Origin of the sequence: Haladaptatus sp. T7 (assembly GCF_026008575.1) — an archaeon.
GTDB classification, from domain to species: domain Archaea; phylum Halobacteriota; class Halobacteria; order Halobacteriales; family Haladaptataceae; genus Haladaptatus; species Haladaptatus paucihalophilus.
In genome coordinates this window covers 769,812-793,539 of record NZ_BROP01000001.1, presented here as the reverse complement: position 1 = coordinate 793,539, position 23,728 = coordinate 769,812, and the positions used below count along the sequence as shown (strand labels likewise).

The window sequence follows — 23,728 nt, the reverse complement described above, 5'->3', positions numbered from 1 at the left end:
CGTTTGAACGCATTCATCAGTTACCCGCAAGGGTAATTGAATGTTTCGAAACGCGCCTCCGTCCCTCGGTTTTATTCATGACCCTCCCGACGACAGCTTTAAGTTGATGTACGTATGTGTTCATTACAACCCAAACACGTTCATTGGTGTTCCACTATGCAGGATTACATCGAACTCGTCACCGACGGGCAGGACCTCACGATATCGCAAGCACGGGAGGCGGCGACGGCCGTCTTCGACGGGGCTACGGAGGCCCAAATCGGCGCGCTCCTCACCGGATTGCGGGCCAAGGGGGAAACGGAGGCCGAAATCGCCGGCTTCGCGCAGGGAATGCGCGGGGCGGCGCGGACGATTTCGCCCGACCGGACGCCGCTGGTGGACACCTGCGGCACCGGCGGCGACGACTACGACACCATCAACGTCTCGACCACCTCGGCCATCGTCGCCAGCGGCGCGGGCGTTCCGGTGGCAAAACACGGCAACTACTCCGTCTCCTCCTCGTCCGGGAGCGCCGACGTGCTCGACGAGGTGGGCGTCGTCGTGGATTCCGAACCGCCCGCGGTCGAGCGCGCCATCGAGGAGCAGGGAATCGGCTTCATGCTCGCGCCCGTGTTCCACCCCGCGATGAAGGCCGTCATCGGCCCGCGCAAGGAACTCGGCATGCGCACCGTGTTCAACGTCCTCGGACCGCTGACGAACCCCGCCGGGGCGGACGCGCAAGTCGTCGGCGTCTACGACCCCGACCTCGTTCCCGTTCTGGCCCGCGCCCTCTCCCACATGGACGTCTCCCACGCGCTCGTCGTCCACGGCTCCGGCATGGACGAAATCGCGGTCCACGGCGAGACGACGGTCGCCGAAGTCGAAGGCGGAACCATCGAGGAGTACGCGCTCTCCCCGACCGACCTCGGCGTCGAGGAACACGACGTGTCCGCCGTCTCGGGCGGCACACCCGCCGAGAACGCGCGGGACCTCGAAGGAATCGTGGAGGGAACCGTCGGCGGGGCCAAGCGGGACATCGTGCTGGCGAACGCCGGGGCCGCGATTTACGTCTCCGGGCAGGCGGATTCGCTCGCGGATGGCGTCGAACAGGCCCGAAACGCCATCGACTCGGGAAGTGCGGCCGAGCAACTGTCGGCCATGACGGGGGCGCTCTCGGCATGACGCGCGTGAAAATCTGCGGCCTGACCGACGAGGACGACCTCGCGGCCGCCGTCGATGCCGGGGCCGACGCCATCGGCCTGCTGGTGGACGTGCCGGTCGATTCGCCGCGCGAGATACCCCCCACTCGGGCCGTCGAACTCGCCCGCGAAGTCCCGCCGTTCGTCTCGACTGTCCTCGTAACGATGCCCGAGACGACGGAGCGAACCGTCGAAATCGCCGAACTCGTCGAACCCGACATCGTACAGGTCCACGGGACCAGCGTGGGCGACCTCGCGTACCTCACGGCGAACGTGGACGCGAACGTGGTCTGTTCCATCGACCCGTCGACCGACCGCCCGGAGCGGTACGACAGCGTGGCCGACGCGCTGTTGCTCGACGCCGCGGAAACCGGCGGCACCGGCGAGACCCACGACTGGGACCGTGCACGGGAGTTGACCGAATCGCTCTCCTCGCCGGTCCTGCTGGCCGGGGGACTGACCCCGGAGAACGTCGCGGACGCGGTTCGGGCGGTCGAACCCTTCGCCGTGGACGTGGCCAGCGGCGTCGAATCGACCGGCGGGCGAAAGGACCCCGACGCCGTCGAGTCCTTCATCACGAACGCGAAACAGCGCCAACGGGCGGTTCTCCAACGATGAACCGGGACGAGTTCGAAACGCTGGCGACCAGTGGCCACGATGATAACGACGGCACCGATAGCAACGACGGCGACGATAGGAACGACGGAGACGGGAATCACGACGGCGCGGTCGTCTACGTCTCTACCGACCTCGACGTGTCCATCGACCCGCTGGCGGCGTATTCGGTTCTCGGCGGGGAAAAGTACGATTTCCTCCTCGAAAGCGCGGACAAAATCGCCTCCAGCGACCCTTCCGGCGCGTTCGACGCCGAACGGAACGACGGGTCGAGGTCCGCCCAGACGAGCCGGGCGCGCTACTCCTTCGTCGGCTACGACCCCGCCGCGGTGATTTCCGTCGCCCCGGGCGAAACCCGCGTGGAAGTGTTGAACGACGAGTGGGAGTCGAACCGGTTGGACGAGGGACCGAACCGGACGGGCGGCGACCCCCACGCCGACCGTGACGTCCTCGACGCGCTCCGCGAGACGCTCCCTGACGCACCGCGTCGCGGGTTCCCGGACGGCGAAGGGTTCTGTGGCGGGCTGGTCGGATTCCTCGCTTACAACGCCGTCTACGACCTCTGGTTGGACGAACAGGGTATCGACCGTCCCGAAACCGACCTGCCCGACGCGCAGTTCGTCCTGAGCACGAAGACCCTCGTCTTCGACCACGTGGAAGGGACGCTCTCGCTCGTGTTTACGCCGCTCGTGTCGTCGGACGACGACATCGACGACCGCTACGACGAGCTGGTCGCGGAGCGCGAGCGCGTCGCCGAGCTCCTCGAAGCGGCGAACCAGCCGTCGTTCGGCGAGTACGACCCGACGGACGGGACGGCCGGGCCGCAAGCGGAGTACGAGGAGGCCGTGAAGCGGGCGAACGAACACGTCGCGGCGGGCGACATCTACCAGGGCGTCATCTCGCGCAAGCGGACCGTCGAGGCCGACATCGACTCGCGGGCGCTGTACGCGGCGCTTCGGGACGTGAACCCATCGCCGTACATGTACCTCCTCGGCCACGACGATTTGAGCATCGTCGGCGCGAGTCCAGAGACGCTGGTGTCGGTACAGGACGGCGAAATCGTCTCGAACCCAATCGCCGGAACCTGCCCCCGCGGCGGGAGTCCGATGGAGGACCGCCGTCTCGCGGGCGAACTCCTCGCCGACGAAAAGGAGCGCTCGGAACACGCAATGCTCGTCGATTTGGCGCGAAACGACGTGCGCCGGGTCGCCGAGTCGGGGAGCGTCCGCGTCGAGGAGTTCATGAACGTCATCAAATACAGCCACGTCCAGCACATCGAGAGCACCGTGACGGGGACGCTGGCCGAGAACCGCGACGCCTTCGACGCGGTGCGCGCCTCGTTCCCCGCGGGGACGCTGACGGGAGCACCCAAAATCAGGGCGATGGAGATAATCGACGACCTCGAACGGACCCCCCGCGGCGTCTACGGCGGCGGCGTCGGTTACGTCTCGTGGACGGGCGACGCCGACTTCGCCATCGCCATCAGGACGGCGACCGTCTCGCACGGACCGACGGACGAAATCACGGTGCAGGCGGGGGCGGGAATCGTCGCCGACAGCGACCCGACCGCCGAGTTCGAGGAGACCGAACAGAAGATGGGCGGCGTGCTCGCCGCGCTGGAGGCCCTCGAACAACCGCCGGAGACGGAACTCGCGGAGGTGCCGAAATGACTCGCGTGCTGTTCGTGGACAACTACGATTCGTTCACGTACAACCTCGTGGAGTACACCGAGGACGCGCTCCGGGCCAGCGGCGCGGCGTTCGAGACGAAAGTCGTCAAGAACACGGCCTCGCTGGACGACATCCGCGACTTCGACCCCGACGCCATCGTCATCAGTCCGGGGCCGGGCCATCCCGCGAACGAGCGCGACGTGGGTGTCACGGCGGCCGTGCTCCGCGAACTCTCGTCCGACATCCCGACGCTCGGCGTCTGTCTCGGACTGGAAGCCGCGATCCACGAGTACGGCGGCGAAATCGGGAGGGCACCCGAACCGGTTCACGGCAAGGCGTTCCGCGTCGAACACGACGAGAAGGGGGTTTTCGAGGGAATCGAGCAGGGCTTTCGGGCCGGACGGTACCACTCGCTCGTGACGACGAGCGTCCCCGACCCGTTCGAGGTGAGCGCGACGACGACCCACGACGGGACGGAACTCGTGATGGGGATTCGCCACCGCGAGTACCCCATCGAGTGCGTGCAGTTCCACCCCGAGAGCGTTCTCACGGCGTGCGGCCGGGAGCTAATTGGGAACTTCTTCGCGTCTTATATCGTCAGCACGCCCGCCGCGTAGAGTGCGGCGGCGACGAGGACGCCGACGATGGCGACGCGAAAGAGGATGCTGATGGCGAATCGGATGGCGGCGATGAGGAGGATGACCGCGATAACGGCCACCACGATTCCGACGGGTTCGATGGCGAGGGGAAGCATGCGAGAAATGACTCCCTACTGAATCGTAAACGTATCGGTGGTGTCGATTCCCGAGCGACCGAAAATCGGCCGACGTGACCCGAGTAACGGGACATTACCGTGGGAATGTTCGGCATTCCGGTCACTTTCGCTCCGGTCTGAACACTCTTATATTCCTCCGCGCCTTACTAGTGGATAGGCCGAAGAAAATTCGCAGAGGCATCACTATCCAACTACACTTGAAATAAAGAAAGTAAACTTAATTGGGGTTGGGGTAAATGGATTCTTCGTCACGAATGAAACGGGTCTACGTGCGAAACCAAGTGAGAATCGACGTGCAGAGTAACGAACGAACGGTGGTGGCGCGCACATGAGCGGCGCGCACGAGGCGGACGCCGACGACGTAACCCTCCCGGTCAAGCGAACCGAGGGCGACACCCTCGAAGACCGGATGACGGGCAACGCCTATCAGAACATCCTTCCGGCCCGGTATCTCCGGAAGAACGCGGAGGGCGAACTGGTCGAATCACAGGACGACTTGTTCCCGCGCGTGGCGAAGAACATCGCGCTCGCCGAGGCCGTCTACGAGGCCGAAAAGCAGGGCGTCGAACTCACCGTCACGCCCGAACAGTTGAAACCCGACCACCCCCGGCGCGACGAACTCGCGGCCGAAGTGTTCGGTAAAGGGACGACGGCGGCAGACGACGCCGAAACGACGCTTTCGGTCTACAACGTCAACAAGTTCGCCTACGAGACGGTCGTCCCCGAACTCCCCGACGACATCCGCGACCACGTGGAGTCCGTCCGGGACGAGTTCGGCGACCTGATGGAAGGGCTCTCGTTCATCCCCAACTCGCCGACGCTGATGAACGCGGGCGACGAACTCCAGCAGCTTTCGGCGTGTTTCGTCGACTCGCCCGGCGACGACATCACGGACATCCACCAGACGGCCAAGGAGGCCGCCGAGGTGTTCCAGTCCGGCGGCGGCATGGGCTACGCCTTCTGGCGACTTCGGCCGTACGGCGACGCGGTGGGTTCGACGGGCGGCATCGCCTCCGGTCCGATCACCTTCATGCGCACGTACGACCAGATGTGCGAGACCATCGCGCAGGGCGGTGCCCGGCGCGGCGCACAGATGGGCGTCATGCGCGTCTCGCACCCGGACGTCATCCAGTTCATCCACGCGAAGAACAAGGACGTGAGCCTCGCCAACACGCTCCGCCTGAACGACCCCGACGACTACACGCACACGTCGTTCAAGGAGGCGCTCGAAGAGGCCCGCGAACTCATCGACGACGACGGACGCGTCCCGAAACACCTCCGCAACGCCGCCGAGGGACACCTCTCGAACTTCAACATCTCGGTCGGCGTGACCGACGACTTCATGGAGGCGTTGTACAACGACGAGGAGTTCGTCTTCACCAACCCGCGGACGGAGGAACCGCACGTCGCCACCGAACACACGAAGGAGATGTACGACATGTTCGGCCTCGGCGACTACGTTACGCCCGGCGAAGTGCTCTCCATCCCGGCGAAGGTCCTCTGGGACCGCATCGTTGAGGGCGCGTGGGAGAACGGCGAACCCGGAATCATCTACCTCGAACGGGTGAACAAGCAACACTCCTTCGACGTCGAGAAACACCCGGACCACCGGATTCTGGCGACGAACCCGTGCGGCGAACAGCCGCTCGAAGAGTACGAAGCTTGCAACCTCGGCCACATCAACCTCTCGACGCTCGCCGACCTCGACGCCCCCGACTGGCGCGTCTGGTACGACGAGAACGGCGACAACTACGGGTCGCTCTCGGAGGCCGTCGACGCCTTCCTCCGCGAGGGCATCGACTGGGAGGAGTTCGACCACCGCATCGAGTACGGCACCCGCTTCTTGGAGAACGTCGTCACGATGTCCGACTTCCCGGTCGAGAAGATAGAACAGAAGGTCCGGGACATGCGCAAAATCGGACTGGGAATCATGGGACTGGCCCAGCTGTACATCCAACTCGGCGTCCGCTACGGCAGCGAGGAGGGCAACGAGATTGCAAAGCAGTTGATGACCCACATCAACCACGAGTCCAAGTGGGCCTCCCACGAACTCGCCGAGGAGCGCGGGTCGTTCAACGACTGGGAGGACTCGAAGTACGCGAACCCGATCGAGTACGCCGAGTGGTTCGAAAAGCAGACCGGCCTCGACGCCGAGAAGTGGAAGGACGGCTTTGCAGTCCGCAACCACAACACGACCACCATCGCGCCGACGGGCACCACCTCGATGGTCGGCAACACCACGGGTGGCTGTGAGCCGATTTACAACGTCGCCTACTACAAGAACGTCTCCGACGACGTGCAGGGCGACGAGATGCTCGTCGAGTTCGACGACTACTTCCTCCGCACGCTGGAGGCGAACGACATCGACGTGGACGCGGTGAAAGAAGAGGCCCAGACGCAGATGGCGAACAACGAGTTCTCCGGCGTCGAAGGGCTGGAAACCGTCCCGGACGCCATCGGCGAACTGTTCGTCGTGACGGGCGACCTCACCGGCAAGCAACACGCCGCGGTGCAGTGTTCCTGTCAGCAGGGCGTTGACTCGGCCATCTCGAAGACCTGCAACTTCCCGAACTCCGCCAGCAAGGAGGACATGGACGAGGTGTACCGCTACATCTACGACCACGGCGGCAAGGGCGTCACGGTCTACCGCGACGGCACGCGCTCGAAGCAGGTGCTCACCACGCGCGCCGACAACGCCGAGTTCGCCGACGAGGAGGAGGCGGCGGAAACCATCGTCGAGCAGATAGAGGAAGTCTTCGGCGGCGTCGAAGGCTTCATCGAGAACGAGGACGTGCAGGCCGCGCTCGGCACCGAACTCGACGACCTCGTGGGCGAGGGCGTCACGGGCGGCGCGTACGCCCAAGAGCGTCCCCGGCCCGACGTGCTCCACGGCGTGACTCAACGCGTGGACACCGGCTACGGCAAGATGTACATCAACATCAACGAGGACGAGAACGGCGAACCGTTCGAACTGTTCGCCACCATCGGCAACTCCGGCGGGTTCACCAACTCCTTCACGGAAGCGTTGGCGAAGGTCATCAGCTACGCGCTCCGCAGCGGCGTTGACCCGAACGAAATCGCCTCCGACCTGCAGGGCATCCGCAGTCCGAAGGTCGCGTGGGACAAGGGCGAGCAGATCAACTCCATCCCGGACGCCATCGGCGTCGCCATGCGGCGCTACCTCGACGGCGAAATCGAGAAGGCATCCTACCCGCAACAGAAGACGCTCGAAGAGACGGCCGACGACACCGAAGCCGACGGCGGTGCGGTGGAGACGGAGACGCAAAAGGACGCCTCGCAGTCGCTCATCGACGCGGGCGAAAGCCCCGAGTGTCCCGAGTGTGGCTCCCTCTCGCTGTACTTCTCGGAAGGCTGCAAGACCTGCGAGTCGTGTGGCTGGAGCGAGTGCTCGTAAATAGCATCCGAAGGAACTAGCCGATTTTCCGTTTCTCCCGCTCTTCCTGCTCTTCTCTCCTTCTTCTCGATTCCGCGTCCCCGCTACTTCACCGTCACCCACGTCAGGAACACGAGCGCGACGAGTTGGAGCGCGCGGAGCACCAGCACGGCCTGCTGAACCGCCGGGTCGCCGGAGTAGAACATCTTCATGCCGAAGAAGTAGTAGATGGCGACGGCGTTCTCGGCGAGCATCACGAGGGCGAAGGCAAGCAGGCCGAGGACGAGCGAGGTGCGGAACTTCAGATAGCTTCGTACCCAAACGGCAACCAACACTGCCAGCAGGAGGATGTTCACGACCGCGAGTCCGCTTGCGAGTTGTATCGAGTTCATTCTATCTGCTCCATTATCTCCTCGAACGCGTCCCGATGGTGTTCGAACCGGTCGGTGAGAAAGTAGAGTTTCCCGTACTCGTTGTCACCGGGCTCGACGACGCCGTGGTCAACGAGCATGTCGAGGTGGTGTCGAACCGTCTTGTACTCCACGTCGAGCGATTCCGCCAGCTGGTTCGCGTTCCGTGGGCGCTCCGAGAGGGCGCGAATGATGCGCGCGCGGTTCTCGCCGCCGCGCGTCGCCGTGAGTAGGTACCAGAGCGCCTTGTCCATCGAACGGTCACTTGGGAGAGGGTCATGCAGCCAGATATATCTACGGCTCGATACGCTCCGACACCCACCCGGACGCGCCGTTCGGATAGGCTTCCGTCTCGTTTGCGGACTGTAGATTTCCCTCCCCGTCCGTCGCTCTGACGACGACCTCGTGCGACCCCGACGGTTCGTAGGTGTGCTCCCACTGCCGCCACACGTCGGTTCCGGGAAGCGGTTCGGAGAGGCGGGCGTCGGTCCACGACGCGCCGCCGTCGGTGGACACCTCGACGCGTTCGATGCCGCGCGTCCCGGCGTAGGCGTGCCCGCCGACTTGCACACGACCGTCGTCGAGGTGGTTGACGGCGTGCAGTTTGGCGACGATGTTGACCGGTCCCGTCCCGTGCCAGCCGCGTTTCTCCCAGTACCCCTCCGCCTCCCGTTCCAGCACTTCGATTTCGGTAATCCATTTGACGTTGATTTCGCCCCAGTGACCTGGAATCAGCGCCCGGACGGGGTGGCCGTGCGAGCGCGGAAGCGGGTTGCCGTTCATCTCGTAGGCCAAAAAGCCGTCTTCGAGCGCCGAGAGCGGGAACTCCTCGTAGTAGTCGTCCGCGGCGCGGAACATGACGCAACATTCGTCGGGCATCGTCGTTCCCTCGAACAGCGCCGAAATCGGCACGCCCGTCCAGAGCGCGTTGTCCATCTTCATCCCGTTCAGCGATTCACCGACGCAACGTAGCGTGATGAACCGGTGTTCCTCGGGCATCGATTCGAGGTCGTCGAGGGTAAAGCGCAGTTCCTCCTCGACGGCCCCCGTCACCCGGAGGTCCCAGTCTTCCGCGGACACCACCGGGTCCACGCTGTTGATGTCCACCTGATAGAACTCTTGGCTCACTAGCCCTTCGAGACCGTCGATGGAGAGCGATTTCGCGTCGGCTTCGTCGAGGAGCGACTCCACGTCAGCGCTGACTGGTCCCGTCTGCTTCGGCGCGTCGCCGCCCTTCCCGGACCCGAGCGCGCCGCCGACGGCACCGACCGCGACCGCCCCGGCGATGGCTCGGAGGATGCTCCGCCGCGTTTCGGAGACCGATTCCGTCTCCGTCGCACCGAATCGAGCCACCGCGACGACGAACCCGGCACCCGCTCCGGCGGCCAGCGCGGAACCGGGAGCGCCGGTCAACGCCAGCGCGGGTGCGACACAGAGGAGTCCGGCGACCGGCGCGGCAGGGAGGTCGGCGGCGTCGGCTATTCGCACGCCGACCGCCGCCGTCACCGCGAAGAGGAGAGCGGTCAGGACGAGCGCCAGCAGGAACCCGAGTTGGTCGCCGAGGTCGCCGAGCGTCTGTATCGACCACGCGATGACGGCGCTGGGCGTCGTTGCGACCACGAAATCGCTGACCGGCGCGGCGACGAACGACGGGGTGAAGCCGACCACGGCGTACGACCCGGCGACGGCGGCGACGCCCGCGGCGAGAGCGACCGCTCCGTCGGCCGCCACGTCCGCGAGCGAGTTCGTGGGGGACTGTTCTGCGGTCATGGTTCACCGGTTCCGTGCGATGTACAGCGCGCCGCCGACGAGCGCGACGAGCGCGACCACGATGCCGAATCCGGGCAAGGAAGTGTCCGAGTTTCCGCCCTCCTCGCCGTCGTTCATTCCGTCGGTCGTGGTGTCACTCATGTTGTCATCGGTCATGTTGTCATCGGTCATTCCGTCGTCGGTCATCGTCCCGTCCGTCATGTTGTCGTCGCCCATGCCGTCGTCCATCGTCTCGGTCGTCGTCATCTGGTCATCGCTCATCCCGTCGTCCATGGAGTCCGTCGTCGTGGTCATGTTGTCGTCCATGGTCCCGTTGCCCATCGTGTCCGTGGTGGTCGTCTGTTGCGCGAGCGGCGCGCTCGAAACGTCGTTCGCGGCCGTCGCCGCGCTCACCGTCGCGGGGACGGCACAAATCATCAGTACGACTGCCAGCACGTGTATGCGTTTGAATCGCATATCCGAACCGACCGCGTCCCGTTAGATAGCCGTTTTTCGAACTCTCGCCCACTCTCTTCCGACTCTCTCCTACTCTCTTCCAAATCCCTTCCAACTGTGTGATGCTAACCGAATATGGGATGGTTGAAGATAAACCGAGCGGCGACCCGACGCGACGCTCGCGGACGGAAAACGTGATACCGGTCGGGCGTCGTTGTTCCCCCATGGAGGAGACGCCGAAGGGACGGCCCTGTCCGCTGTGCGGTGCGTCGATGTTCCACCGCCACTGCAAGTACGTCTGCCCGCAGCACGGCGTCGTCTACGACTGCGCGGACACGTTCTACTAGTCGTCGATTGCGCGGACGCGTTCGACTAATCGTCGGTGACGGCGCGGTAGGCGGGTCCGGCCAACAGGAACAGTCCGCCGATACCGACGACGGCGACGACCGCCCAGTTCTTCCCGATTTCGTGGACCGAGAGCGTGTCGAGCGAGCCACCGGCGAGGACGGCGACGACCATCCACGGCACTTCGCCGATGGCGGTGCCGAGGAGGAACGAGCGGTCCGGGACGTTCGACAACCCGGCGGCGGCGGACACCGCGTCCGAAGGGGCGGGGACGAGGCGCGAGGCGACCATGCCGCGAAGGTCGCCGGTCGCGTCGAAGAACCGTTCTCCCGAGTCGCCGAGGCGACCGAACACCCCCGAATCGACGCGGAAGTAGCGCGCCGCGGCGAAGGGAAGGTAGGCGCTCATCACGGTTCCGCCGAGCGCGACCGGAAACCCGACGACCGGCCCGTACACGTAGCCGACCGCGACGGCGACCACCGTGGTCGGCCACGCGAACAGCGGTCGGACGAGGTAGACGCCGAGAAACAGCCCCGCGGCGAGAAGCGGGTCGTGCGTCACGCGCCGAACCCGCTGCAGGACGACTTCCGGCGAGAGGAGGACGCCAGCGACGACGACCAGCGCGACCAACCCCACTCCGGCCACCTGTCGTCTGTTCCCCGAGAACTCCATTCGACCCAAGGTAGCCCGAGGAGTGGCTAAGTTCTTTCCACCCGACCGCGCAACGTTTAATCCGCTTCACGCGAGATTCGTAGACGATGGAATCGGACGACGACCCCGTGGCGATGGGGGTCGAACTGTTGAGCAAGGTCGAACACCCGGAGCTGTCGGTCGCGGAAGCGGTGGACCGCATCGAAACCATCACGACCAACCCGACGACGACGCGGACGATTCTGGACGAGGCGGAAAAACGGGGCGTCATCGAGCGGGAAAACGGCATCATCCGCCCGACCGGTGGCGGGTTCGTCCGATTCGAAAGCCAAGTCGTGACCAAGGAAGGCGACTTCACCTGTCGGCGCTGTGGCACCGGCATCTCGACCGGGCACTTCATCAAACTCGACGCGGGCGAACTCGGTCCCTTCGGGTCGTCGTGCATCCGGAAGGTCACCGGTCGGGAATAACGTCTCGCCCGCCGACGGAGAGGAAACTTATCGACCGCGGCTGAGTTCGGAGATGAGTCGCTCTATCGTCTTCTGTTGCCGTTCGAGTAGCTCGTTCTGTCGCTCGACCGTCTCGGTGAGCGCGGCGAGTTGAGCCTCCACGGGGTCGTCCAGATTCTCGCTCGCCGATTCGAAGCCAGAGTCCGCGAAGACGGTTTCGTCCGGTTCCTCCTCGTCGGTCTGCATCCCGTCGGCTCGCGTCCCGTCGGCTACGGTGTTCGTCGCGGTTCCGGAGCTGGCGGACGGCGAGTCTGCCGGTGTAGCTTCGGCGGCGACGGTCCCTGCCCCACCGCCGTTCACGCTCTCGCTTTCGCCGCCAAGCGGGTCGGCGGTCGGCGTTTCGACGATTTGTCCGCTGTCGTTCAGTTCGGGGGGATTCGCGTTGAGGGGTTCGACGCCGCCGCCGAACACGTCGTCGTCCTCCGCGAACGAGACGTTCTCGTCGGCGTCCGGTTCGGGGTCGTCGGGGACGACCGTCTGCTCGAATTCGGCGTAGCTTCCCACGTCGTGGTAGGAGAGCAGTCCCTGCTCGATTCGCTCGCGGACCTCCCGCGTCCGGTCGCTCGGGGTTTTGATGCGCTGCGGTCGTCCGTCCGCTTCGATGATGATTTGCGAGGAGACGTTGCCCTCCTCCACGTCGAGGCTCGTCACGTCCGCGAAGTGGAACTGCTCGAAATCCGTGTCCCAAATCGCTTCGCCGACGTGTTTTACCACGCGTGCGCTGGTGAGAACGAGCGTCAGTTCGCTGAACTGGTAGGTTTGGAGGACCTGTTCGTTCGAGTCGGTGACGCCCGCACCGTTCAACACGCCCGCGATGACGGGGTGCAGGGCGTCGTGCAGGCGCTTCGTCGGAATCTTGAACTTCTCGGTGCCGTCGATACCGTAATCGAGCGTGATGGTCGATTTTCGTCGGCCCTCGGACACCGTGATTCGCTCCGCGTCGTGCGGGTACTCCTCGACGGATTCGTCGCTGAGCAGGCCGTCAGCGCGATAGATAAGCGTCCGCGTCGGTGTCACGTAGAGGATGTCTTCCCCCCCGAGGGACACTTTCGCCGCGACGTGTTCGTCTCCGAGGCTGGACTGGACGATTCCCGGAATGCTCATGGTGGGAATGGTCAGGCCCATGTCTTAAAACCGATGGGTAGACACGACAGTGACAAAACGGGTGAATTTTCGAACATATTTTGCGATATCGACCGCTCGAAATCGCGTGACGGGGTGGCAATGGACACTGTTCAGTCCCGTATCATCCTCGATGGAGATGGGAACTTTAAAGAGTACCAGTTCCCTACCCGTAATCGAGCCCGGGTGGCTTAGCTGGACATAGCGCCGCACTCATAGGGTTCTGAGATTTGGCGCTCAGGCCTTGGAAGCCTCCCATGCGCCCGCGAGGCCCTGCCAGGTCTCGAATCTGGGACATGCGGAGATCGAGGGTTCGGAGCCCTCCCCGGGCATTTCGAAATTTTCACTCCCGTTTTTCACTCCCGTAGTCGAACGGATACTCCCGCAACGGTTACCATCACGCTCGCGGTGCGACCAACCAGCAGTACGTTTGCACGCTTCCGAACACCAGCGTCAGCGCGCCGTTTTCGACGAGTAACAGCGCGTCGCTACCCCACGCGTACTTCGTTCCCAGCGTGAGCAGGCCGAATAGTGTCGTGAGCAGTAAGTTGTACTTCGCCAGTGCGATCCAGCTCTCTTCGTCCAAATCGATGAGCAAGTCCCCACCCATACCGACTGCATGCGCTCCGAGGCGATAAGCGGATGCTTGCGTATCGTCCAGAAACCGTCATCGCCGTCGAGAACGACGGCAAAAAATAGTCCGTGTCCCGTCACCAATGACGGGAACCCGTCGGGAGGGGAATCAGGCGCTCAGCGGCGTGAGCGTTCGCTTCGCTTTCTTCTTCCCCGTCTTCTCCTTCCCCGAATCGGTCGAATCGTCGCCGGTTCGCGCTGCCGACCCCGATTTCACCGTGAGGTGGACCGATTCGACCGCGCCCGGTTTCCACGTGACGCTGGAATCGGCCGCGGCGGCGGTGCCGTCCACGGAGAACGTCACGGGTTCGCCCGCGTCGTCCGCCGTCCCGGAGACGACGAGTTTCTTCGCCGTTCCGCTCGCGGCACCGAGCGTGCCGTTCTCGCCGACCGTGAACGTGCCGCGCGTCTCGCCGCCGACCTCCACCGTGACGGTCGTTCCGGCGGACGCCGGTTCGCCGTCAACCGTCACCGTTCCGTGAACGGTCATCGGGAGAGTTGGAAGCGGTTCGACGGCGGCCCCGTTCGCATCGACCGAGACGTCGGTGGGCGACACCGCGTCCGTCATCGTCGCCGAGACGTCGGTGACCGGCAGTCCGCGGTCGTCGGTCGGGATATTCAACCCGTCGTACAGCTCCGTCATCGTCGGGTTACTCGTGAGGTACGTCGGGAGCGTGCCCGTGGACTCCGAGTAGACGTAGTACCCCGTGAACGCGCTCACGTTCGGACCGGGGTTCGAACTGCCGAGTTCGTACGTCCCGCTGAGTTCGCTCCGCGGACCGGGTTGACTCGTCGGCTGCGTGGCGTACTCCTGCACGAGCGTCGGGTTTCCGGAGGAGACGCCGAACGCCTCGTCAGCGCCCGCGTACTGCGGTGCGGCCACGAAGTTCCAGCCTTCCACGAGCGTTGCCTGTCCCGGCGGGGACGGCGGTCCTTGCGTGTGCTCGAAGGTCAGCATCCCGCGCGCGTCGGTCGTGGTACCGACCAACAGCGCGTCGAGCGCATCGACGGACGAATCGGCCGTCAACTGCTCCCACTGCCCGGCGGCGGCGTCGTAACCGTAGACGGTGCCGTCGAACGAACCCAGAATGTCGCCGACGGTCTGGTCCGTCGGACCGGGGATGCCGACGGTGTAGTACGTCGCCTGTCCGTCACCCGCGGTCGCGGGCATGTCGAGGTCGATACCGATCTTCGTCGGCGCGTCAGTATCGACGTTCTCCGGTCGTGCGGTCAGGAAGGGTTCGTACGCGATGTCCCCGTCGAACGTCGTGTCGGCCGGACCGCGGTCGCCGAAGTAGTTCAGCCGCGCGTCGAACGTCGCGTCCGCCGTCGAAGCGACGGCGACGTCCGTCGCTTCGAGGTCGTTGAACCGAAGCGACACGGCCGTCGCGTTCGCGCCCTCGATGCCGACGCCCGTCTCGGCCGCGACCTCGTTCTTCCGCACCTCGGTCGGGGTCGCCGCGTCGTTTCCGTTTCCGAACCGAAGCCCGGTCGCGGCGTCCTCGATGCGGTTGTCGGTGACGGTCGCGCCCGGCGCGTTCGCGTCGATGCCGACGGATGCGTTTCGAACGACGTTCCCGTCAACGACCGCGCCGTTCGCGGTATCGACCGAGATGCCCGTCGTCGCGTTGCGAACCGTGACTCCCCGGACGGTCGCGTTGTCCGCGCCGTCGACGGAGAGGCCGCTCGTTCGTCCGCCCGCATCGACCGTAACGCCGGTCACGGTGACGTCGGGTGCGTCGACCGCGATGGTGTCGCCGGTCGCGTTTTCGGGTGCGGCGACGACCGGAGTCGCTCCGTCGGCACCGCGGATGGTGACGCCGGGCGTATCCACCGTCACCTGCTCGGTGTACGTGCCGCTACCGACGACTATCTCCGCGCCCGGTGGCGCGAGGTCGACCGCTTCCTGAACGGACTCGACGTCCTCGGGTACGTTTATCGGGGCGTCGTAGACGGCGGTCGGTCCGGTTCGAATCGTGACCCGTTCCGCGTCCGGTCCAGCGGTCGCCGTGGTTTCGAGCGAGAACGAACCGACAGCGTTCTCGTCGGGAACGACCCTGATGGTGTACTCGTCGGTCGTCTCCGGTGGTCGTTCGAGGATGGGGAGACCGAACGGAATCGGTCCCCACCCGTCGATGTAGAGCGTGAGGTCGTCCTCGCTCAGCGTGGAGTTCTCGCTCAAATCGACTTGCACGTCGCGGAGTTGGTTCACGGAGAGGTTCACTTCGACTTCCTCGCCCGTGCTCACGTGGCGGGGTTGACCGGATTTGACGATGACCGCCGGAGCGGTGCTCACGTACTGGACCGCGTTCGCCAGTATCGCGTCCGCCTCCTCGGTGTAGTCGCCGTTTTCGACGTACGACGTGCGGCCGAGCGACGATGCGAGCACCGTGCCCGTCTGTCGGTCGACGCCGATGGCGGATCCTTTGGTGCCGTCGTCGTCGCCGACCGTGGCGACGGTTTGGCCGCTGTATCCGTCGTACCACGCGTGGTCGCCCCAGCTTCCGGTGTGGATGGTCACTTGGTCACCGACCGAGCCGACCCCTTCGAACAGGGGACTCGACTCCGTGATGGTGAAGTACGGGTTTCCGGCCCCGAACCCTTCGTCGGCGGTACTCGCGGGGTCGCCGACCGCGGCTGACCGTCCCGTGATGCCGTTGCTGTTGTCGCCCCACTGTTCCAACCAGACGACGCCGGTGCTCGGGCTGTTCGTCGCGTCGACGAACGCCTGCGCGTCGAGTTGGGCGGGGTCGAAGTCCTGAATCACGAACGAGTCGTACTCGCCGACGGCCTCCATGGCGTTCTCGTCCTGCACGACCGTCACCTGATAGTTCGCGGGAAGCGACCCGTCGAGGGCGTCCGCGGTCTGCTCGCCGAACCCGTCGTCCGAATCGACCACGGCGATGGTCGTGTACTCCTCGAAGATTTCCGTCGGGCCGGTCGTCGCCGTCACGCTGTCGTTCGTCCCTTCGAAGGTGTGAGAAAGCGAGAACGAGCCGTGCGTTCCCGACGTCGTTTCGACTGTCACGGTGAGTTCACCGGAGTAGCCACCCAAGTCGATGGCCTCGCCGAACGCGTGTTCCTCTCCGTTGACGACCAGCGTCGCGTTGTTCGTCTCGTAGTCGCCGTCGAGTTCGACGGTGTACGTTTCCAGATTTCGCACGTCCGCGGTGACGGTGACGGACTCGCCGCCTTCTATCGCATCGGGTTGCCCGTCGAGGATGCGAACGCCGAGCGCGGGCGACAGCGAGAAGTCCTGTCGCGCGAACGACCCGTTTTCGACGGTGACCGTCGATGTCGTCGTCCCGTATCCGAACGCGCTCGCGGTGACGTCGTACGTTCCGGGTTCTTCCAGGAGCGTGTATCCACCGGAGGCGTTCGTCTCGGTCGTGCGACCGGTGTCGAGGGAAACGGTCGCACCGTCGACCGGCGCGCCGCTCTCGTTGGTCACCGTTCCGGTGATACCGTTTTCGAGCGCGACCGTATCGGTCGCCGCTTTCACGTCGATGATTCCCGCGCCGTATCGGGTGTCGTTTCCGTCGCGGGGCGAGCAACTCGGCGAACAGTTCTCCGGTTTGAACGCCGTTTCGCGGAAGGCGGACCGGATGTCCGACGGCTGTAAGTCGCCACCGGCCGCGGCGATCATCAGCGCCGCGGCACCGGCGGTATGCGGGGTCGCCATCGACGTTCCGTCGTATCGGGAGTAGCCGCCGCCGGGGACGGAACTCTTGACGTCAACGCCGGGTGCGGCGACGTCGGGGACGACGTAACTGTCCGGCCACGAGGAGGGTGCGTCGCTTCCCCAGTCGTTTTCGGTGTCTATCTCTTCGCCGCTGGAGAACGACGCGATGCCGAGGTCTTCGTTCGACGCGCCGATGGCGAACGATTCGTACACGTTGCCGGGCGAGCCGCTCGTCCCTTCGCCGCTGTTTCCGGCCGCGGCGACGACGATGGTACCTGCCGATTCGGCGTTCCGGACCGGCTCTATCATCTGACTGTAGTAGCCGGTCGCGCCGAGGCTCATGCTGATGACGTCGGCGTCCTGCTCGACGGCCCACTGCATCCCCGCGGCGACTTGCGTGAAGGAGCCGCTACCGCTGGGGAGGATGAGCCCGTGCATGAGTTCGACATCGGGCGCGACGCCGATGTATTCGCCGCTGGCGTTGCCGCCGGAGACGGTTCCGCTGGTGTGCGTCCCGTGCGTGTCCGTGTCGTGTGGCACGCTGCCCTGAACGCGGTTGCCGCCGTCGTCGAACTCGGCCCACCCGCCGGGGTAGGTCGGGTCGCTCTCGTTTTCGGTGTAGAGTTCGATGTCCGGGTGGTCGATGTCCACGCCCGTATCGAGCACTGCCACTTTAACGCCGTCTCCTCTCGTCCCGTAGTCGTCCCACACGTCCGTCGCGTTGATCTGGTCGAGACCGTAGGTGGTGTTGTAGTCCGTCCCGCCGACGCTTTTGGCGGCGTCGTACAGACCGACGGGCGTCTCGTCACCGCCGGAGTCGGCGGGCTTCGGAAGCGTGAGTTCGAAGTTCTTGTGCAGCCGTGTGACGCCTTCTATCGACGCGAGTTTCTTCAGGTCGGCGTCGGAGGTATCGACGCGGAGCACGACGGCGTTGGTTATCCACAGCCGATTGAGGACTGTAACGCTGTCCGCGTGTCGCTTCGCGTACGAGAGAACGGGCCGCTGGCTCCGTTCCGCGTGCGTCTGTAGCGTCTCCAACGTCGTGGCCCGGTCCGCGGTCACGTCCGGGTTCGCCTCCTCTAAGCGCACGACGACGGTCACGGTTCCGTCCGCGTCCGTCAGCGCCGGGTCGATTGGCGCGGCGGAATCGACGGACGTGGACGCTTCCATCGTGTCGAGACGCGTGGTTGTTTCCTGTGCCGATACGGACGCACCGAGGAACGGTGCGATACACGAAATCGTCAGCACCCATACGAGCGCGAGTGCTAGTATTCTCTTTTTTCTATGCAGCACATTATCATCAACACACATAATTAATATATAGTTAGGGAATGAAAAAATCCTCAGTAGATGAAGATGATTCAACAGATGAAACGACGTTCAAATCGTGACACAACCGGTAACAACTGCCACTCTTCGGTACCGACCGGCGACAGTCGTGCGGAGCGTCCCGACGCACAGCGTTCGAGCGGGACGGCGTTGGAAAACGGATGACGTCTCACGAGTACGCGACGTTTCTCGCCGGTTCGGCCAACCGTGCCCGCGTCGTCACTGCCCTCCACGAAGACGGAACGGGGACCGTTGGAAGCATCTCCGACCGCCTCTCGATGTCGCGTTCGACCGTGCACCGGTCCCTCCGAACGTTCACCGAGTACGGGTGGACGCGACGCGTGGACGGTACCTACCGCCTCACGGAGGCCGGGGAACTCGTGTTGGACGCGTACGAAACGTTGATTCGGACGATAGAGTGGGTCGAGGAGTACGAGGAGTTTCTCACGCATCTCGACGACGCCGACGGGACGTTTCCGATACACGGCACCACCTGTGCGAACATGGTATCGGCGACGAAAGACGACCCGTACAGAGCAACCACGTACATCATCGACGCGCTCACGGAAACGTCGGCCGACCGAATCCGCTGTATCACGCCCATCGTCAGTCCGCTGTTCGCCGACGCGGCGCGACGGCTGCTCGACCGAGGAGCGCGGATCGAACTGATAGTCTCGGAACCGTCTCTGGAATCGGCGGTCCAACGGTCGGCCGAGCAGCAATCGCCGGATTCGGTCGCGGGGTTCGACCTCTACAGCGTTCCCGAAGACCTCCCGTTCGGCGTGACGATTCTCGACGGCGAGCGCGTGCTCGTCTCCGCGTTCGACGACCGCGGCAACTTACGGGCGTGTCTCGACGGCAAGAACCCCGATTTCGTCGAATGGGCGACGAGTACGTACGAGACGCGACGCGGAGAAAGCCGTCGGGCGAACGTGATCCCGGACCTGTGACGGCGAGCCGAGTACGACGTTCGACCCGTCGCTCATGCTGCTAATCCGAAACGGTCACTCCGCGTATCTTCGACGCGACGTGTCGTGTTCGATTGACCGACTGATTCCGATCGTATCGTCGAGAATATCATCGATTGGTCGCTTTGGCCCCAGAACCAGATTGCGGTATTAGAGGAGTTTGTGAAAGGTCTAAAGATTTTTGAGGCGTTTATAAAACGTCGTCGAACCGGCATTTGGGGCTGAAATGTCGTGAATTCTGCTTTACTCTCGACTTGTTATATTACCCCTCCAGTCATAGAGAGAAATACATCCCCGAGAAATCATGTCGAGTCCTCCAACGATACGGAAGGAAGGTGCATCGAACTTCGAATTCCTATCCCGTCACACCGTCGAAGCAGCGGGAAAGAAGCTCCTCGCTCCAGTGCAGTTCGTCGGCTTTTGGTCAGCCATCGCGCTCCCGTTCGGCTACCTCCCCCTCCTCTACAGCGGCCCTGTCTCGGACTCCGCCGACGCGTTGGCGCTGCTCTTCGTCCTCAATCTCGTCGCGATGGTCGTCGGTCACGGCTACAAACGCGATTGAAACTCCCGGCATCGGTGTGAACGACCGTTTGCCCTGAACGGCACGCGCCGACCACTCCCGGCATCGAACCTCGACGCCCTGACCTCCCCTTCGACTCGATGTGTGTTCGTTCCGCCAGTCGTCCGCTTCCCCCTGTTCTTCGTTTCCTCTGTTCACTTCTTCTTTCTATCTCAGCTTCTCGTAATTTCCGCGTCTCTATCGCGCTGTCCGTCGTTTACGCTTCTCGCCCCCATCCCGATTCCTGATAGCCAAACAATAGAATCGGGAATTTATTTTTACTTTTCGGGAAATTCTCTTCCAGTATGTCTCCAATACGTTTTAGGCCCGCCAAAAATAGTAATGGAAGTGATAACTATTAACCCCTTCGAGTACCAACGGCAAGTATGACCTTACTCGCTAATCTCGTATTGGTGTTCATTGCGGGGCTGATTACGGCGCTGGCGACGGGTATCGGCGCGCTCCCGTTCTTCCTCGTCAAGGACGTAAACGACCGCTGGAACGTGGGGCTCTGGGGGCTCGCGTCCGGAATCATGGTCTCGGCGTCCGTCTTCGGACTGATATCCGAGGGTCTCTCCAGTGCGAACGGCGGTAGCGTAATCGGCGTCGTCATCGGTATGCTGGTCGGCGTGGCACTCGTCGTCGTCAGCGATTACGTCATCTCCGGCACCGACGTGAATCCGAAAAAGTACGAACAGGCGGACTTCAAGAAGCTCATCCTCATCCTCGGCGTGCTTACCGTTCACAGCTTCCCGGAGGGCGTCGCCATCGGCGTTTCGTTCGCCGACCTCGGCTTTCAGGGCGGCTATCAGTTCGCCGGATTCGTCGTCCCGCTGTTGGCGATATTCATGACCATCGCCATCTCGATTCACAACATTCCCGAGGGCGTGGCCATCTCCATTCCGCTCCACTCGATGGGCGTGCGCAAGTGGCGGATGGTCTGGTGGTCGATATTCTCCAGCCTCCCGCAACCCATCGGCGCGGTCATCGCGTTCTACTTCGTGCGAAGCGCACGCGCGTTCCTGCCGATGGGATTCGGATTCGCGGCCGGAGCGATGATCTACCTCGTCCTCTCGGAGTTCATCCCCGAGGCGCTCGAAGTCGGCGAGGGTCTCCCGGGCGACGGCTACCGCGAACTGCTCTCCGGTCTTACGCTCGGCGTACTGCTGATGTTGCCACTGGCGTTCATCTGAGGTCGGTCCCCGACGCTCAACGTCGTCGGCTCCGGAGCGTTCGGCGGACTTTTACCGCCGCAAAAACGGTTTTAAATCGAATAGGACGTTCTCCTCCCGCAGTTCTCGAATCGACAGGTCTGTTCATCGACGCTAAACGGTGTGAATTCACCCCAACGCTCGGCCCGTTATAAGATATCCGTCGGCAATGATTTAGCCGGGCACGGGTGTGCTACTATGCCGGGAACAACCACCTACGAGAACGACGGCGAATCCATCGCCGTCGGTCGCCGGAAACTCACCGCACTGCACGCGAGGTTCAACGAGCATTCGCTGACGACGCCAGTCCAGTTCGTTGGCTTCTGGTCGGCGGTCGTCTGCCCCCTCTTCTATCCGGTCTTGCTCCTGAACGGTCTCTCTGACGCGGAGGTCTCCCTCTTTCTCGCCCTGCTTGGCTGCAACGTCATCGCGCTCTTCGTCGGACACGCCTACGGTCAGGAGTAGTCCGTCCCCGCTCGTTCTCCCCCCGTCACCCCGCTGTCGCTCCATCGTCTCTCCTTCGGTCGATTTAACCGCCACCCACGAATAGACCCGAACATGGGACTCGAAACCGTCTCGTTGGGGACGACCGGCACGAAAGTCAGCGAAATCGCGTTCGGAACGTGGCGATTCGGCCGCGAAAACGACGAGGGGACGGTCGAAATCGGCGAGGACCGCGCCCACGAACTCCTCGACGCCTACGCCGAAGCGGGCGGCAACTTCATCGACACCGCCGACATGTACGGCGACGGCGAGAGCGAGAAATACATCGGCAACTGGCTCGCCGACCGCGACCGCGAGGATTTCGTCATCGCATCCAAAATCTACTGGCCGACGCGGACGGACGACCCGAACGGCCGGGGTCTCTCCCGGAAGCACCTCCGGCGACAGATGGACCTCATCCTCGACCGCCTCGGGACGGACTACGTGGACCTCCTCTACATCCACCGCTGGGACGACGACACGCCCGCCGACGAGTTCATGCGAACCCTCGACGGCTTCGTCCGCGATGGAAAAGTGAACTACCTCGGCACGTCGACGCTCGAACCCAACGCGTGGAAGGTCGTCAAGGCGAACGAGATGGAGTACGAACCGTTCCGCCTCGCACAGCCGCGATACAACCTCGTCAACCGCGAAGTCGAACCGAACTACATTCCGATGTGCGACGACTACGACATCGGCATCATTCCGTGGTCGCCGCTGGGCGGCGGGTTCCTGACGGGTAAATACTCCCGAAACGAGGAACCGGCAGACGGCACCCGCGGCGCGACCGACCAACAGTTCCGCGACAGCTACCTCACCGAGGAGAACTTCGACGTGCTGGAAGTCGTCGAGGACGTCGCCGACGAACTCGGGACGACGCCCGCCAAGGTCAGCCTCGCGTGGTTGCTGAAACACGACGCCGTGACCGCGCCCATCATCGGTGCGCGAACCGTCGAGCAGTTGGAGGAGAACCTCGCCGCGACCGAGGTATCGCTGTCCGACGACCAGTTCGAACGGCTGACGAACGCGAAGTCCGCGTAAGTCGCCGGACCCGAAAAGTCCACATAAATCCCCCGACCCGAAAATCGAGCCAAGCGTTTTTGACGGAGAGCGAACAATCGAGTAGCATGGACGAAATTTCGCTTTCGGTACCCGAGGCCATCATCAGTTCGCTCCCGGAGGACGGCGATTCGGCGGCCCGCGACATGCAGGAGGCCGTCGCCGGGTGGGAACGGCGACTCAATCGACTCGACGAGAACGACGAACTCGCAAGCGCCGCCGTGGACGTTCTCGAACGCTTCGAGAGTCGCTGGGAGCAGTACGACGATTTCGTCGCCGAACTCCGCGCGTGGGGACAGTCGCCCATCTACGCGATGGCGTGGCGGGACCTCCACGCGTCGCTCATCCAGCAGTTGTACGACCACGAGGAGCTGTCGTCGCACATCGACCGCGAGCGGAACGCCCGTCTCGTCACCGACGGTATCCGCCCCGGCCGATGAGCGACGACGGCGACGGTGACGCACCGCTGGCCCGCGTCCGTCGGGCGAAAAGCCGGGAACGCACATCCTCCCGAATCGACGGCGGGGCCGTCGCGGTCGGCATGGTCGTGGCGCTCGGTGCACATCTCGCTCCGGCGCTCCTCGTTCTCCTCCGCGTTTCGGACGCCCTCGTCGGCGGGACGGCACTCGCGAGTACCCTCGCGTTTCCGCTCGGCAGCTACGCCGCGGGACGGTTCGCGGGCGGGGATTCGACCCGCGGCGGTATGCACGGCCTTCTGGCGACGGTGCTCTCGCTCGCCGTTCTCGGCGGCGGTGCGGTGCTGTTCGTCGGTACCGGCGGCGCGCTCGCGGAACTCGGCCGACTGCTGGTCGGCGACGGTGGTACCCCCGTGCTCGCGGGTACGGTCGTCTGCCTCCTGCTGGCTGGCGTCGTCGTCGGTGCGCTCGGCGCGAAGCGACCGTGAAACCGCTCGCCGCGAACTGGACGTTT

General features: G+C 64.1%; 23 protein-coding genes and 1 tRNA gene. 15 read left to right on the top strand and 9 right to left on the bottom strand.

All coding sequences use genetic code 11. The annotated features are described in order from the left end of the window. Nucleotides 1-156 precede the first annotated feature (156 nt). From trpD to trpG, 4 genes are read left to right on the top strand one after another with little or no spacing between them, the layout of a single operon-like run. Nucleotides 157-1,161: an anthranilate phosphoribosyltransferase gene (trpD, locus tag OPC11_RS04365; RefSeq protein WP_264781118.1), complete on the top strand. Its 1,005-nt coding sequence runs from the start codon at nt 157-159 to the stop codon at nt 1,159-1,161. After that, nucleotides 1,158-1,796: a phosphoribosylanthranilate isomerase gene (locus OPC11_RS04360; RefSeq protein ID WP_264781117.1), complete on the top strand. Its 639-nt coding sequence runs from the start codon at nt 1,158-1,160 to the stop codon at nt 1,794-1,796. Before trpD ends, OPC11_RS04360 begins: the two co-directional genes overlap by 4 nt. Next, nucleotides 1,793-3,463, top strand: coding sequence for an anthranilate synthase component I (trpE, locus tag OPC11_RS04355; RefSeq protein ID WP_264781116.1), 1,671 nt, complete (start codon nt 1,793-1,795; stop codon nt 3,461-3,463). The genes OPC11_RS04360 and trpE overlap by 4 nt, the downstream gene beginning before the upstream one ends. Next, nucleotides 3,460-4,080: an anthranilate synthase component II gene (gene trpG / locus OPC11_RS04350; protein ID WP_264781115.1), complete on the top strand. Its 621-nt coding sequence runs from the start codon at nt 3,460-3,462 to the stop codon at nt 4,078-4,080. Before trpE ends, trpG begins: the two co-directional genes overlap by 4 nt. Here the strand turns inward: trpG and OPC11_RS04345 are convergent. Further along, nucleotides 4,053-4,217: a hypothetical protein gene (locus tag OPC11_RS04345; protein WP_264781114.1), complete on the bottom strand. Its 165-nt coding sequence runs from the start codon at nt 4,215-4,217 to the stop codon at nt 4,053-4,055. The genes trpG and OPC11_RS04345 overlap by 28 nt on opposite strands. A 349-nt stretch (nt 4,218-4,566) precedes the next feature. Between OPC11_RS04345 and OPC11_RS04340 the strand changes: the two genes are divergently transcribed. Beyond that, nucleotides 4,567-7,653 carry an adenosylcobalamin-dependent ribonucleoside-diphosphate reductase gene (locus OPC11_RS04340; RefSeq protein WP_264781113.1) on the top strand — a complete coding sequence of 1,029 codons (3,087 nt, stop codon included), beginning with the start codon at nt 4,567-4,569 and terminating at the stop codon, nt 7,651-7,653. A gap of 83 nt (nt 7,654-7,736) precedes the next feature. Here OPC11_RS04340 and OPC11_RS04335 read toward each other — a convergent pair whose 3' ends face one another. The 4 genes from OPC11_RS04335 to OPC11_RS04320 are packed head-to-tail and all read right to left on the bottom strand — an operon-like array spanning nt 7,737 to nt 10,268. Further along, nucleotides 7,737-8,024 carry a hypothetical protein gene (locus tag OPC11_RS04335; RefSeq protein WP_007983675.1) on the bottom strand — a complete coding sequence of 96 codons (288 nt, stop codon included), beginning with the start codon at nt 8,022-8,024 and terminating at the stop codon, nt 7,737-7,739. Continuing rightward, a complete protein-coding gene (locus tag OPC11_RS04330; RefSeq protein WP_007983673.1) occupies nt 8,021-8,296 on the bottom strand; it encodes a winged helix-turn-helix domain-containing protein in 276 nt (91 codons plus the stop codon). Before OPC11_RS04330 ends, OPC11_RS04335 begins: the two co-directional genes overlap by 4 nt. 40 nt (nt 8,297-8,336) lie before the next feature. After that, on the bottom strand, nt 8,337-9,812 hold the full coding sequence (locus tag OPC11_RS04325; protein WP_007983671.1) for a molybdopterin-dependent oxidoreductase: 1,476 nt from the start codon (nt 9,810-9,812) through the stop codon (nt 8,337-8,339). 3 nt (nt 9,813-9,815) lie between these two features. Then, nucleotides 9,816-10,268, bottom strand: a complete 453-nt coding sequence (locus tag OPC11_RS04320) for a PGF-CTERM sorting domain-containing protein (RefSeq protein WP_264781112.1) — start codon at nt 10,266-10,268, stop codon at nt 9,816-9,818. A 203-nt stretch (nt 10,269-10,471) separates the two neighbouring features. On the opposite strand from OPC11_RS04320, the gene OPC11_RS04315 reads away from it, so the two are divergent. Next, complete coding sequence (locus OPC11_RS04315; RefSeq protein ID WP_256388496.1) at nt 10,472-10,594, top strand: HVO_2523 family zinc finger protein; 123 nt, start codon at nt 10,472-10,474, stop codon at nt 10,592-10,594. Between the two features lie 25 nt (nt 10,595-10,619). On the opposite strand, the gene OPC11_RS04310 is transcribed toward OPC11_RS04315, so the two are convergent. Next, a complete protein-coding gene (locus OPC11_RS04310; RefSeq protein WP_007983664.1) occupies nt 10,620-11,264 on the bottom strand; it encodes a VTT domain-containing protein in 645 nt (214 codons plus the stop codon). Nucleotides 11,265-11,350: 86 nt separating this feature from the next. On the opposite strand from OPC11_RS04310, the gene OPC11_RS04305 reads away from it, so the two are divergent. After that, nucleotides 11,351-11,713 carry a DUF5830 family protein gene (locus OPC11_RS04305; protein ID WP_264781111.1) on the top strand — a complete coding sequence of 121 codons (363 nt, stop codon included), beginning with the start codon at nt 11,351-11,353 and terminating at the stop codon, nt 11,711-11,713. A gap of 27 nt (nt 11,714-11,740) precedes the next feature. Here the strand turns inward: OPC11_RS04305 and OPC11_RS04300 are convergent, their stop codons facing one another. Continuing rightward, a complete protein-coding gene (locus OPC11_RS04300; protein WP_264781110.1) occupies nt 11,741-12,856 on the bottom strand; it encodes a hypothetical protein in 1,116 nt (371 codons plus the stop codon). 198 nt (nt 12,857-13,054) lie between these two features. On the opposite strand from OPC11_RS04300, the gene OPC11_RS04295 reads away from it, so the two are divergent. Next, nucleotides 13,055-13,206, top strand: a tRNA-Met gene (locus OPC11_RS04295). Nucleotides 13,207-13,271: 65 nt separating this feature from the next. On the opposite strand, the gene OPC11_RS04290 is transcribed toward OPC11_RS04295, so the two are convergent. Next, a complete protein-coding gene (locus OPC11_RS04290) occupies nt 13,272-13,484 on the bottom strand; it encodes a hypothetical protein (RefSeq protein WP_007983654.1) in 213 nt (70 codons plus the stop codon). A gap of 132 nt (nt 13,485-13,616) precedes the next feature. Then, a complete protein-coding gene (locus OPC11_RS04285; protein WP_264781109.1) occupies nt 13,617-18,359 on the bottom strand; it encodes a S8 family serine peptidase in 4,743 nt (1,580 codons plus the stop codon). 320 nt (nt 18,360-18,679) lie between these two features. On the opposite strand from OPC11_RS04285, the gene OPC11_RS04280 reads away from it, so the two are divergent. The 7 genes from OPC11_RS04280 (at nt 18,680) to OPC11_RS04250 (ending at nt 23,702) form a co-directional block, all read left to right on the top strand. After that, nucleotides 18,680-19,468, top strand: coding sequence for a helix-turn-helix domain-containing protein (locus OPC11_RS04280; protein WP_007983650.1), 789 nt, complete (start codon nt 18,680-18,682; stop codon nt 19,466-19,468). Between the two features lie 322 nt (nt 19,469-19,790). After that, nucleotides 19,791-20,048: a hypothetical protein gene (locus OPC11_RS04275; protein ID WP_007983649.1), complete on the top strand. Its 258-nt coding sequence runs from the start codon at nt 19,791-19,793 to the stop codon at nt 20,046-20,048. 383 nt (nt 20,049-20,431) lie between these two features. Then, nucleotides 20,432-21,238 (top strand): ZIP family metal transporter, encoded by an 807-nt coding sequence (locus OPC11_RS04270; RefSeq protein ID WP_069452250.1) that lies wholly within the window; start codon nt 20,432-20,434, stop codon nt 21,236-21,238. Nucleotides 21,239-21,454: 216 nt separating this feature from the next. After that, nucleotides 21,455-21,721: a hypothetical protein gene (locus OPC11_RS04265; protein WP_264781108.1), complete on the top strand. Its 267-nt coding sequence runs from the start codon at nt 21,455-21,457 to the stop codon at nt 21,719-21,721. A gap of 93 nt (nt 21,722-21,814) precedes the next feature. Next, entirely contained in the window at nt 21,815-22,780 is a 966-nt protein-coding gene (locus tag OPC11_RS04260; protein WP_264781107.1) for an aldo/keto reductase, read from the top strand. 86 nt (nt 22,781-22,866) lie between these two features. Further along, a complete protein-coding gene (locus OPC11_RS04255; RefSeq protein ID WP_007983643.1) occupies nt 22,867-23,238 on the top strand; it encodes a hypothetical protein in 372 nt (123 codons plus the stop codon). Continuing rightward, the gene (locus tag OPC11_RS04250; RefSeq protein WP_264781106.1) at nt 23,235-23,702 is read left to right on the top strand and encodes a hypothetical protein; all 468 of its coding nucleotides are present in this window, start codon (nt 23,235-23,237) and stop codon (nt 23,700-23,702) included. Before OPC11_RS04255 ends, OPC11_RS04250 begins: the two co-directional genes overlap by 4 nt. Nucleotides 23,703-23,728: the final 26 nt, after the last annotated feature.

Excerpts from the sequence above, each read along its gene's own strand:
- OPC11_RS04275 (WP_007983649.1), top strand. The coding sequence starts at position 19,791 with ATGTCGAGTCCTCCAACGATACGGAAGGAAGGTGCATCGAACTTCGAA.
- OPC11_RS04290 (WP_007983654.1), bottom strand. The coding sequence starts at position 13,484 with ATGGGTGGGGACTTGCTCATCGATTTGGACGAAGAGAGCTGGATCGCA.
- OPC11_RS04310 (WP_007983664.1), bottom strand. The coding sequence starts at position 11,264 with ATGGAGTTCTCGGGGAACAGACGACAGGTGGCCGGAGTGGGGTTGGTC.
- OPC11_RS04265 (WP_264781108.1), top strand. The coding sequence starts at position 21,455 with ATGCCGGGAACAACCACCTACGAGAACGACGGCGAATCCATCGCCGTC.
- OPC11_RS04285 (WP_264781109.1), bottom strand. The coding sequence starts at position 18,359 with ATGGAAGCGTCCACGTCCGTCGATTCCGCCGCGCCAATCGACCCGGCG.
- OPC11_RS04340 (WP_264781113.1), top strand. The coding sequence starts at position 4,567 with ATGAGCGGCGCGCACGAGGCGGACGCCGACGACGTAACCCTCCCGGTC.
- trpG (WP_264781115.1), top strand. The coding sequence starts at position 3,460 with ATGACTCGCGTGCTGTTCGTGGACAACTACGATTCGTTCACGTACAAC.
- OPC11_RS04325 (WP_007983671.1), bottom strand. The coding sequence starts at position 9,812 with ATGACCGCAGAACAGTCCCCCACGAACTCGCTCGCGGACGTGGCGGCC.
- OPC11_RS04270 (WP_069452250.1), top strand. The coding sequence starts at position 20,432 with ATGACCTTACTCGCTAATCTCGTATTGGTGTTCATTGCGGGGCTGATT.
- OPC11_RS04255 (WP_007983643.1), top strand. The coding sequence starts at position 22,867 with ATGGACGAAATTTCGCTTTCGGTACCCGAGGCCATCATCAGTTCGCTC.
- OPC11_RS04305 (WP_264781111.1), top strand. The coding sequence starts at position 11,351 with ATGGAATCGGACGACGACCCCGTGGCGATGGGGGTCGAACTGTTGAGC.
- OPC11_RS04300 (WP_264781110.1), bottom strand. The coding sequence starts at position 12,856 with ATGAGCATTCCGGGAATCGTCCAGTCCAGCCTCGGAGACGAACACGTC.
- OPC11_RS04280 (WP_007983650.1), top strand. The coding sequence starts at position 18,680 with ATGACGTCTCACGAGTACGCGACGTTTCTCGCCGGTTCGGCCAACCGT.
- OPC11_RS04330 (WP_007983673.1), bottom strand. The coding sequence starts at position 8,296 with ATGGACAAGGCGCTCTGGTACCTACTCACGGCGACGCGCGGCGGCGAG.
- OPC11_RS04345 (WP_264781114.1), bottom strand. The coding sequence starts at position 4,217 with ATGCTTCCCCTCGCCATCGAACCCGTCGGAATCGTGGTGGCCGTTATC.
- OPC11_RS04315 (WP_256388496.1), top strand. The coding sequence starts at position 10,472 with ATGGAGGAGACGCCGAAGGGACGGCCCTGTCCGCTGTGCGGTGCGTCG.
- OPC11_RS04335 (WP_007983675.1), bottom strand. The coding sequence starts at position 8,024 with ATGAACTCGATACAACTCGCAAGCGGACTCGCGGTCGTGAACATCCTC.
- OPC11_RS04360 (WP_264781117.1), top strand. The coding sequence starts at position 1,158 with ATGACGCGCGTGAAAATCTGCGGCCTGACCGACGAGGACGACCTCGCG.
- trpD (WP_264781118.1), top strand. The coding sequence starts at position 157 with ATGCAGGATTACATCGAACTCGTCACCGACGGGCAGGACCTCACGATA.
- OPC11_RS04260 (WP_264781107.1), top strand. The coding sequence starts at position 21,815 with ATGGGACTCGAAACCGTCTCGTTGGGGACGACCGGCACGAAAGTCAGC.
- OPC11_RS04250 (WP_264781106.1), top strand. The coding sequence starts at position 23,235 with ATGAGCGACGACGGCGACGGTGACGCACCGCTGGCCCGCGTCCGTCGG.
- trpE (WP_264781116.1), top strand. The coding sequence starts at position 1,793 with ATGAACCGGGACGAGTTCGAAACGCTGGCGACCAGTGGCCACGATGAT.
- OPC11_RS04320 (WP_264781112.1), bottom strand. The coding sequence starts at position 10,268 with ATGCGATTCAAACGCATACACGTGCTGGCAGTCGTACTGATGATTTGT.